Annotated in this window: 9 protein-coding genes; 2 read left to right on the top strand and 7 right to left on the bottom strand. The window is 75.2% G+C overall.

What is annotated here, in order from left to right; translation table 11 throughout:
- A partial coding sequence (locus tag LPU43_RS27330; protein WP_373321836.1) for an MFS transporter occupies positions 1-1,358 on the top strand: 1,358 nt, incomplete at its 5' end.
- Positions 1,359-1,450: 92 nt separating this feature from the next.
- On the opposite strand, the gene LPU43_RS27325 is transcribed toward LPU43_RS27330, so the two are convergent.
- The 3 genes from LPU43_RS27325 to LPU43_RS27315 form a co-directional block, all read right to left on the bottom strand.
- Positions 1,451-2,110: a hypothetical protein gene (locus LPU43_RS27325; protein WP_229403424.1), complete on the bottom strand. Its 660-nt coding sequence runs from the start codon at positions 2,108-2,110 to the stop codon at positions 1,451-1,453.
- Positions 2,111-2,123: 13 nt separating this feature from the next.
- Positions 2,124-3,908 (bottom strand): DUF4012 domain-containing protein, encoded by a 1,785-nt coding sequence (locus LPU43_RS27320; RefSeq protein WP_229403423.1) that lies wholly within the window; start codon positions 3,906-3,908, stop codon positions 2,124-2,126.
- 87 nt (positions 3,909-3,995) lie between these two features.
- Positions 3,996-5,249, bottom strand: coding sequence for a glycosyltransferase family 4 protein (locus LPU43_RS27315; protein ID WP_229403422.1), 1,254 nt, complete (start codon positions 5,247-5,249; stop codon positions 3,996-3,998).
- Between the two features lie 108 nt (positions 5,250-5,357).
- Here LPU43_RS27315 and LPU43_RS27310 point away from each other — a divergent pair, with 108 nt between their 5' ends.
- On the top strand, positions 5,358-5,912 hold the full coding sequence (locus LPU43_RS27310) for an arsenate reductase/protein-tyrosine-phosphatase family protein (protein WP_229403421.1): 555 nt from the start codon (positions 5,358-5,360) through the stop codon (positions 5,910-5,912).
- Here LPU43_RS27310 and LPU43_RS27305 read toward each other — a convergent pair.
- The 4 genes from LPU43_RS27305 to LPU43_RS27290 form a co-directional block, all read right to left on the bottom strand.
- Positions 5,893-7,371 (bottom strand): tyrosine-protein kinase domain-containing protein, encoded by a 1,479-nt coding sequence (locus LPU43_RS27305; protein WP_229403420.1) that lies wholly within the window; start codon positions 7,369-7,371, stop codon positions 5,893-5,895. The two genes, LPU43_RS27310 and LPU43_RS27305, sit on opposite strands and share 20 nt — an antisense overlap.
- A gap of 196 nt (positions 7,372-7,567) precedes the next feature.
- Complete coding sequence (locus tag LPU43_RS27300) at positions 7,568-7,870, bottom strand: hypothetical protein (RefSeq protein WP_229403419.1); 303 nt, start codon at positions 7,868-7,870, stop codon at positions 7,568-7,570.
- Complete coding sequence (locus LPU43_RS27295) at positions 7,867-8,259, bottom strand: DUF1622 domain-containing protein (protein WP_229403418.1); 393 nt, start codon at positions 8,257-8,259, stop codon at positions 7,867-7,869. The genes LPU43_RS27300 and LPU43_RS27295 overlap by 4 nt, the downstream gene beginning before the upstream one ends.
- Positions 8,260-8,327: 68 nt before the next feature.
- A complete protein-coding gene (locus LPU43_RS27290; RefSeq protein WP_229403417.1) occupies positions 8,328-8,915 on the bottom strand; it encodes a TMEM165/GDT1 family protein in 588 nt (195 codons plus the stop codon).
- Between the last annotated feature and the right edge of the window lie 107 nt (positions 8,916-9,022).

Here is a 9,022-nt window from a genome sequence, read left to right as displayed (position 1 = left end):
CCGCCTTCATGACGCTGCTGGACGTGAGCATCGTCAACGTGGCCGTGCCGTCGATGGACCGCGCGCTCGGGGCGAGCCCGAGCGACCTGCAGTGGGTGCTGTCCGGGTACGCGCTCACCTTCGGCCTGGTGCTCGTGCCCGCCGGCCGGTTCGGCGACGCCCGGGGGCGGCGCAACGCCTTCGTCCTCGGCATCGCCCTGTTCACCGTGACCAGCGCCCTGGCCGGGCTGGCCCGCTCGCCGGAGTGGCTGGTCGCGGCGCGGCTGGCCCAGGGCGCCGCCGCCGGGATCGTCAACCCTCAGGTCACCGGCCTGATCCAGCAGTTGTTCCGGCCGGCGGAGCGCGGCCGGCCGTTCGGGCTGCTCGGCGCGACCATCGGCATCTCCACCGCGATCGGGCCGCTGCTCGGCGGGCTGCTGATCCAGGCCGGCGGCGAGGAGCACGGCTGGCGGTGGGTCTTCTTCGTCAACATCCCGGTGGGCGTCGCCGCGGTGGTCCTCGGCTGGCGGCTGCTGCCGTCGCGGGCGGCGGGGGCTGCGGAGCGGCACCGCCTCGACCCGGTCGGGGTGCTGCTGCTAGGCGTCGGCGTCCTCCTGCTGCTGCTGCCGCTGGTGCAGCGGGAGCAGTGGCACAGCCCGTGGAAGTGGGCCCTGATCCCGGCCGGGCTGGTCGTGCTCGCGGCCTTCGGGCTCTGGGAGCACCGGTACGCCCGACGCCGCTCGCCCCTGTTCGACATGAGGCTGTTCCGGTTCCGCTCGTACACCCTGGGCTCGCTGATCGCGCTGGTCTACTTCGGCGGCTTCACCGCCATCTTCTTCATCTTCACCCTGTACCTGCAGAACGGCCTCGGCTACAGCGCGCTGGTCGCCGGCCTGGCCATCACGCCCTTCGCCCTCGGGTCGGCCGCCGCGTCCGCGCTCGGCGGCCGGATCGTCAACCGGTACGGCCGTCCGCTGGTCGCCCTGGGTCTGCTCGTCGTGGTGCTCGGCCTCGGCGCGGTGGTGCTCGTGCTGCGCGGCGACCCGCACGGCTCGGTGCCGCTGCTGACGGCCGCGCCCCTGCTGGCCGCCGGCCTGGGCAGTGGCCTGGTCATCGCGCCCAACCAGACCCTCACCCTGTCGCAGGTGCCGGTGCCGGCGGCGGGCAGCGGCGCGGGAATGCTCCAGACCGGGCAGCGCATCGGCTCCGCCGCCGGCATCGCGGCTGTCGGGTCCGTCTTCTTCTCGTCGCTGGCGGGCAGCGGCGGCGACTGGTCGACGGCGTTCCGGCACTCGCTGCTGCTGGCCACGGGCATCATCGCGCTCGCCCTGGTCGCCGCCCTGGTCGACGTCCACCTGGGCCGCCGCGACGCCCGCTGACCCCCTGCGCGGACGGCGGCGGTGCCCCGCCGGAGTCCTCCGGCGGGGCACCGCCAACCCAACGGCACGGGCACTGCCCGGCCGGCGCAGGGTCAGCGCGGCGACCGGAAGCCGAAGCTGCCGCGCCGACGCCAGGCCAGGCCGGCGAGCGTCAGCACCACACCGACGCCGAGCAGGCCGCCGCCGACGGCCAGCGGCGTGCCCAGGTCGTCGCCGGTCACGGGCAGCCCGTGCGGCGGCCTGGGCCTGTGCGTCGGCTTCTGCGTCGGCTGGGACGCCGCGAGCACGGTCAGCGTGGCCGACGCGCTGCGGCCGCTGGTCCGGCCCACCGCCGTGTACAGGTAACGCCCGGGGGTGTCGGGCCGGTGGGTCACGGTGTGCCGCCCCTCGTGGTCGGTCACCGCGGTGAAGCGCGACGGGGCAGCCGCCCGGTACGCCACGGTCGTCATCTCGACGGTGCCGCCGTCGCTGCGGCGGGCCTGGCCCGGCAGACCGGCCGTCAACGGCGTGACGGTGACGGTGTGGTCGACGGTCTCGTTCGGCCCGAACCCGGCGCCGGTGAGGGTGGCCGTCTCCCCGACGACGAGCGTCGACGGGTTCACCGTCAGCACCGGCGGCTGCGGGACGTAGGGCGGCTGCTGCGAGCCGGTCGGTGTCGGCTGCGGCTGCGGCTGCGCCGCCCCCGCCGCGGTCGGCGCGGCCACGACGGCGAGGCCGACCGTGAGCGCCATGAAGATGCGGGATAGCCGCATGATGGGTTCCCTCCTACTGGTTGCAGTGTGGTGCGGAATTGATGTGGGTGGTCCAGGGGGTGGCGGTCGGGGTGAGCCACAGGTCGACGTCCCCGCTGCCGGTCCGGCCGGTCAGCACGTCCACGTCGAGGGTCCGGGTGGCGCCGGGCGGGACCTCGACGGTGGCGACGGCGACCTGCCGGCGGCGTTCGAGGCCGCTGCCGACGGGCACCGTGCGCCCGTCGAGTCGGGTGCCGAGCACCGCGCCGCCGGCCGGGCTGTGCACCGAGACGAGGGTGCGGGCGGTGTACGGGTCGCCGGAGAGACCGAGGCCCAGCACCGACGGGGACAGCCCGCGCTCGGGCGCGGTGGAGTGGAGCGCGAACCGCAGCCGCAGGTGCCGACGCGCGTCGGGGCGGCACTCGCCGACGGTCAGCGCCGCCGCCGGGCGCAGGTAGTAGCCGAGCTTCGCGCCGCTGCCGTCGTTGAGGAAGACGCCGACGGTGGGCACGGCCTCCTGCTCGGGCAGCGAGCCGGCGAGCCGGTTGCCCTCGACGACCCGCTGCTCGGCGGAGCGGGCGCTCCAGAACAGGATGCGCCCCTCCCCGATCGCGCGGTCGAGGGCCGACAGGAACGCCCTCGGGTCGACGTCGCGGGTGAAGAAGGTGCCGAAGACCGTCGCCGCCGAGGCCGCGAAGAACTCGTCCTGCTCCTGTGGCTCCATCCGCTGGTAGGTGTCGGAGAGCAGGGTCCGCACCACCGTGTCGCCGACCAGCGTGGGGTGACCCGGCACCGGCACCGGCCCGGTGGCCTTGAGCAGGTACGACAGCACCACCGGGTCGACCGCGAGCACGCCGTCGACCGTGCTGCCCGTGCGCCGCCGGTACATCTCGCGGAACAGGGCGGCGGCGGTCGGGAAGTGCGGTGTGAGGTTGACGTCGGCCGGCCAGACGCCCGGCAGGTCGGTGTAGAGGCGGCGCACCTCGGGCCTGAGTTCCAGCGGCGGGTCGAACAGCCCGAGTTGGGCGCTGGTGCCCTGCGCGCCCATCCGGAGCCGGCCGTCCTCCGCCTCGATCGTGGCGTACGCGCCGAACATGCCGCCGGTGGCGCGCAGTTCCGCCGGGTTCTGCGACACCATCAGGTAGCGGCGCGGCCCCTCGGCGCCGAGCAGGGCGGGCAGCAGGCGGGCGGTCTGGTCGGCGGCCCGGGTCAGGGTGGCCAGCCGGTCGATCTCGGCGCGCAGGTCGACCACGGCCTCGCGCACCTCGCCGACCAGGTCGACGGTGGGGACGCCGTCGAGGCGGGCGCGGGTGCGCTGGACGACCCGGTCGGTCTCGGCGAGTTCGGCGGCGACGGCGCGCAGCCGTTTGACGTCCAGCCGCTCCTTGCCGGGCAGCAGGGTCGACAGGTCGGTGCGCAGCAGGGTGGGGAACGCCCCCCGGGCGAGGTCGTCGATCGCCACCGCGATCTCGCGTACGGCGGCGAGGTCGTCCCCGGCGTACGGGGCGCGCTGCCCGAGCCACCAGCCCGGGTCGGCGGTGGCGTCGCGGGCCGCCGCGGCCTGCTCCTGGAGCGCGGCGAGGGTGCGCTGGGCCCGCTCGACGTCGGCGGCCACCACCTCGGCGCCGAGTTCCCGGGCCAGCCCGGCGGCGTTGACCAGGTGCGTGCGCGCCTGCCAGCCGCGGAAGCCGACCCAGCCGCCGCCGAGCACGACCAGGGAGGCGACGAGCAGGCCGGCGAGCAGGGCCCGTCGCGCGCGGACCCGGGTGCGCCGTCGGGACCTGCGGCCTCGGCGTCGGGGCTTCTCGCTGTCGCTCACACCCGCTCCGCTCGAAAATAGGACATAAATGACGATTCATCACTTCTTAGCACGACGGCCGCCTGGTCCGTGGCCTTATCGGCGCTTTTACGCGCCGTGTCCCGTCAGTGAGCCCTGCTCGGCCGGCGCGCGGCCCCGCCGCCGGGCGGCGACCACCTCGTAGAGGAGTTGCTCGACGCGGTCCACGCCGCCGCGCAGCGACATGTCCCGCAGGTACGCCTCCCGGCCGCGCCGCCCCATCTCCAACCGGGCCGGGGGCGGGATGGTGGCGGCCAGCCAGAAGCGGTCGGCGAGGGTCGCCCAGTCCTCCGGCGGGCAGGAGAGCCCGGCCCGGGCCCGCTCCACGATCTCCACCGTGTCCCCGCCGGCCGAGGCCACCACCGGCGCGGCGCAACCGAACGCCGCCTGGAGCTTGGCGGGAACCGTCCCGCGCAGCTCCGGCCGGTCGCGCAGCATCACGAGCTGGTAGTCGGCGGCGGCGTACAGGTCGGGCATCTCCAGCGGCGAGCGGCGCGGCACGAAGCGCACGTTGCGGCAGCCCAACTCCTTGGCGAGCGCGCGGACCCGCGCCTCGTCGGGGCCCGAGCCCACCAGGACCAGGTCCATCGTGCCGCCCAGCGGGGCGGCGGCGCGGACGGCGTTCTCCAGGCCGTGCCGGCCGGCGATGGTGCCGGCGTGCATCACGACGCAGCGGCCGTCGCCCCGGACCAACCGGCGGGCCTCCCGGGTCGGCTCGGCCGGGCGGAAGATCCGCTCCTCCGTCCAGTTCAGCAGCAGGCGCACCCGGCCCGGGTCCGCCCCGGCGGTGACCGCCAGGTCACGCATCCCGGGCGCGGCGACCGCGACCAGGTCGGCGCGCCCGTAGAGCCTCCGGGTGGCGGCGGCGGCCCGCGTCACCCAGGGGCCCGCCGAGGCGCCCAGCTCCGGGTCCACGCCCTGGAGGTGCAGCAGCGTCGGGACCCCACCCAGCAGGCGCAGCAGGCCGGACGCGGCGAACGTCACCGCGGGGAGCTGGTGCACGTAGAGCGCGTCCACGCCGGCGAGGTGCCCCCGCCCGATCGTCGCGGCGCTGGCGGCGAAGGAGAGCCAGCCCCGCACCCGGGCGCGCGCGGAGGCGTCGCCGCCGGTCCAGCGCGGCACCCGCCGCACGGTGAGCCGCTCGCTGCGGCTGTCGTACCGCCACCGCTGCCGCCAGCCCGGGTAGACGTGGCCGACCGGGTGGTCCGGGAAGCCGGTGAGGACCCGGACCTCGTGGCCGCGCGCGGCCAGCTCCTCGGCGAGGCTTCCGGGCACGAACGCGGGCTCCGGCGGGAAGTGGTACGACAGGATGCCGATCCTCACCGCGGCCCCCCACCCCACCGGTCGCCCACCGGCGCGGCGTGGACCCGAGGCGCGGCGTCGCGCGCATACGATTCCGGCGGCGCGTCCGACAAGCCGGAAGGGTCCGAGATGGTCGACCGCATCCTGTTCGTCTGCCACGCCAACCTGTGCCGCTCACCGATGGCCGAGTTTCTGGCCGGCCGGTTGCTGGCGGGGTCGCCGGTCGAGGTGGCCAGCGCCGGCCTCGGCGCCGTGGACGGCCGCCCCATGCACCCGTACGCGGCGGAGGTGGCCGCCGGGACCGGCCGGGACCCGGCGGGGTTCCGCAGCCGGGCGCTGACCGCCGGGCACCTGGCCGACGCCGCGCTGGTGCTCACGGCGAGCCGACGCCAGCGGTCGGCCTGCGTCTCGCTGACCCCGGTCGCCGTGCACCGCACGTTCACCCTGCGCCAGTTCGGTCGCCTCGCCGCCCTGGCGTCCGCGCCGGACGACGCGTGGGGCGGGGCGCTGCGGGCGGCGGTGCGGGCGGCGGCCCGCGCCCGGGGGCGGTCGCAGCCCGGGGCCGCGTCCGACGACGACCTGGCCGACCCGATCGGCGGCACGCCGGCGGACTTCCGGCGCTGCGCGCGGGAGATCGAGCGGTCGCTGGCACCGGTGGTGGCGCTCATCGAGGCAGCCGGGTGAGTTCCTGCGTCGGGTCGGGGACGCCCTGCGCCGTGCCGACGAACCCGGTGTTCCGGGCGGTCGGCGCGGCCGTTGCCCGGCTCGTCGGGGCGGCGGGCGGAACGATCGGGACCTCGACGCGGTAGCTCTCGTACTGGTAGGTCTCGGCGCGCCCGAGCTTGGCCATGTTCAGCACGCAGCCGAGCAGCCGCACGGAGACGGACTGCAACGCCTGGGCGGCGGCGCCGACCTGGTTGCGGTCGGTGCGGCCGTACCGGCTGACGAGCAGGGCCCCGTCGGCCTGGACGGCGACGACCACCCCGTCGGTGACGGTGCGCAGCGGCGCGGTGTCGATGACCACGATGTCCGCCGACTCCCGCAGCACCAGCAGCAGGTCCGCCATCGCCTTCGAGCCCAGCAGCTCGCTGGGATTGGGCGGCACCGAGCCGCTGGGCAGCACGAGCAGGGACCTGTCGCCCCACCGCTGCACCACGTCCCCCACGTTGACGTCGCCGAGCAGGACGTCGGTGAGCCCCACGCTGGCCTCCAGGCCCAGGTACTCGGCCACCTTCGGCCGGCGCAGGTCGGCGTCGACCAGCGCGACCCGCCACCCGGCCTCGGCCAGCGCGATGGCGAGGTTGCAGGAGAGGGTGGTCTTCCCCTCCCCCTGCAACGCGCTGGTCACCGCGATCACCCGGGCCGGCTCGTGCACGTCGACGAAGCGCAGGTTCGTCCGCAGCTTGCGGACCGCCTCCGCACGCGGCGAGCTGGCCGCCTCGCCGACGATGAGCGGGGCCGTACGGGCGGCGGGGTCGAACGGGATCTCGCCGAGCAGCGGACTGCCGGTGACCCGCTGGAGGCCGACGGAGTCCCGCAGCCGGGTGTCCAGCCGGGCCCGCAGCAGCGCCAGGCCGACTCCGGTGAGCAGGCCGGCGAACGCGCCGAGGGCGACGTTGCGCGTCGGGTTGGGCGACACCGGCGTGGAGCCGACCCGGGGCCCGCTGATCACCTCGACCTTGATCGGGGCGGCCCGCCCACCCTCGCCCGTCGTCTCGACCGCCTTGACCAGCTCGACGAACTCGGTGGAGAGCGCCTCGGTCAGCCGCTGGGCGCGGGTCGCGTCGGTGTCGGTGACGACGCCCCGCAGCAGGACCGTGTCGGGGACGGTGGCGGCGGTGACCCGGGACTGCACCTCCTCGGCCGTGAGCCCGAGCGGGGTCTTCGCCACGACGCTGCGTGCCAGCCGGTCGCTGCGCAGCAGGTCGGCGTACGACTTGACCCGCTGCTGCATGAAGACGCTGCCCTGGTAGGCGTCGGTGAGCCCCTGGCTGGGGGTGGTGACGAAGAACGTCACCGATGCCTCGTAGCGGGGTTCGGCCCGGACGGTGACCAGCGCGGCCAGGCCGAGCGCCGCCATGACGGAGAGGAGGACCACCCACCAGCTACGCCGGACGGCCCGGAGGTAATCACGAACGTCCATCAGTGGGGAAGCCCCCGTCCGGTCCGTGTGCTCGACATGTACAGCACCCCAGCTCCCTCAGCTACCAAGGGGGCGATCTCTCGCTTCGACAGCCCCACCAGCGCAATCCGACCGAACCGACTGTAGAGGATTTAACTTCCAAAATACCGCAATATGGTCAAAAGCCCTCGATGCCACCATTGGCCATCCGGGCTGATCAGCGGCCGCGTTCGGAACAACTCCGGCGGGGGCGGTGAAGTGACGTGGGGCGGGCCAACGGGCGCGGCACGGGTGCGGGGGCGGACAGCGCCCGCCACAGCGCGGCCCGCAACGCGACCACGGCGGCGGCCCCCGCCACCTGCGCCCAGCCCTGGTCGCCGGCGAGGCGGAGCAGGCCCGCTGCGGTCAGCAGGTCCAGCAGCACGCGCAGCGCCAGGCGCCAGGAGTTGCCGCCCAGCAGCACCGCGAGGCCGACGAGGAACGCGGCGGCGGTGACGACCGGCGCGGCCCGGGCGCTCACCGGGGCGCGCCCTGCGGGGCTTCCGGCCCCGGGGCGGGAGCGGCGGGGGTCACCTGGCGCTGCTCGTGGGCGATCTCCCGGCGCAGGAAGAAGTTGAGGGCCGTCCGGATGGCGGCGATCGCCGCGAGCTTGGCGATCTGGTCGAACGTCGGGGACACCGCGGTACGCAGGATGTCCGCCGCGAGCTGGAACTCCAGCCCGAGGGTGAGGAACCGGCCCAGGGAGAGCCGGATGGGGGTGAAGACGGCGGCGCTGCGGTGGCGCAGTCCCTCGACCACGAACCGCAGCGCCGCCCAGAGTGCGCCGACGAAGATCACCAGGGCGCCGGCGACCTCCACCACCGCGACCGCCACCTGGTCGGCGTGGCGCAGGGCCTCGTCCCAGCTCACCCGGGGCCGTTACCCGGCCCGGGCGGGGGTAGTCGGGACGTGGGGGGATCCGGTGGGTTCGGCGGGGATCAGGTGAGTTCGGCGACGGCCTCGAGGATCAGCCAGAGGCCGCAGATGGCGAAGAGCACCGCCGCGCCGTACCGGATGGCGCGCTCCGGCAGGTGCCGGCCGAGCAGCCGGCCGACGAGGATCGCCAGGGCGTCGGCGGCGACCATGCCGAGGGTGGAGCCGAGCCAGGTGCCGAACCAGCCGTACTGGGTGGCCAGGGTGATCGTGGCGAGCATCGTCTTGTCACCCAGCTCGGCGAGGAAGAACGCCACGCCGACGGCCACGACGGCGGACTTGCCGGTCCGCTCGGCCTTCTGCTTCTCCTCCTCGGTGAGCTTGTCCCCGCGCAGCGTCCACGCGCCGAACCCGAGGAACGCCACGCCGGCGACGAGCGAGATCCAGTCCGTGGGCAGGGTCGCGCCCAGCCCGTACCCGATGGCGACCGACGCCAGGTGGACGACGGCGGTGGCGATCGTGATGCCGATGAGCACCGGCACCGTGCGGAACCGCGTGGCGAACGTCAGCGCCATCAACTGGGACTTGTCGCCCAGCTCGGCGACGAAGATGACGCCGAAACTGACCGCCAGCGCGACGAGGAAACCTTCCATGACACCCTTCCCGACGTAAGCCGGGCCGGGGTGTGTGGGGCGCCCTCGACCCGGCTGATGTGCACAGCCTGGTCGAAGGTCTCGCCCGCCCCGCCGCACGGGCGGGG

Origin of the sequence: Micromonospora okii, assembly GCF_020884795.1 — a bacterium.
Taxonomy (GTDB): Bacteria; Actinomycetota; Actinomycetes; order Mycobacteriales; family Micromonosporaceae; genus Micromonospora; species Micromonospora okii.
Note: the sequence above shows the minus strand (reverse complement) of the source record. Positions and strands in the feature narration are given on the sequence as shown.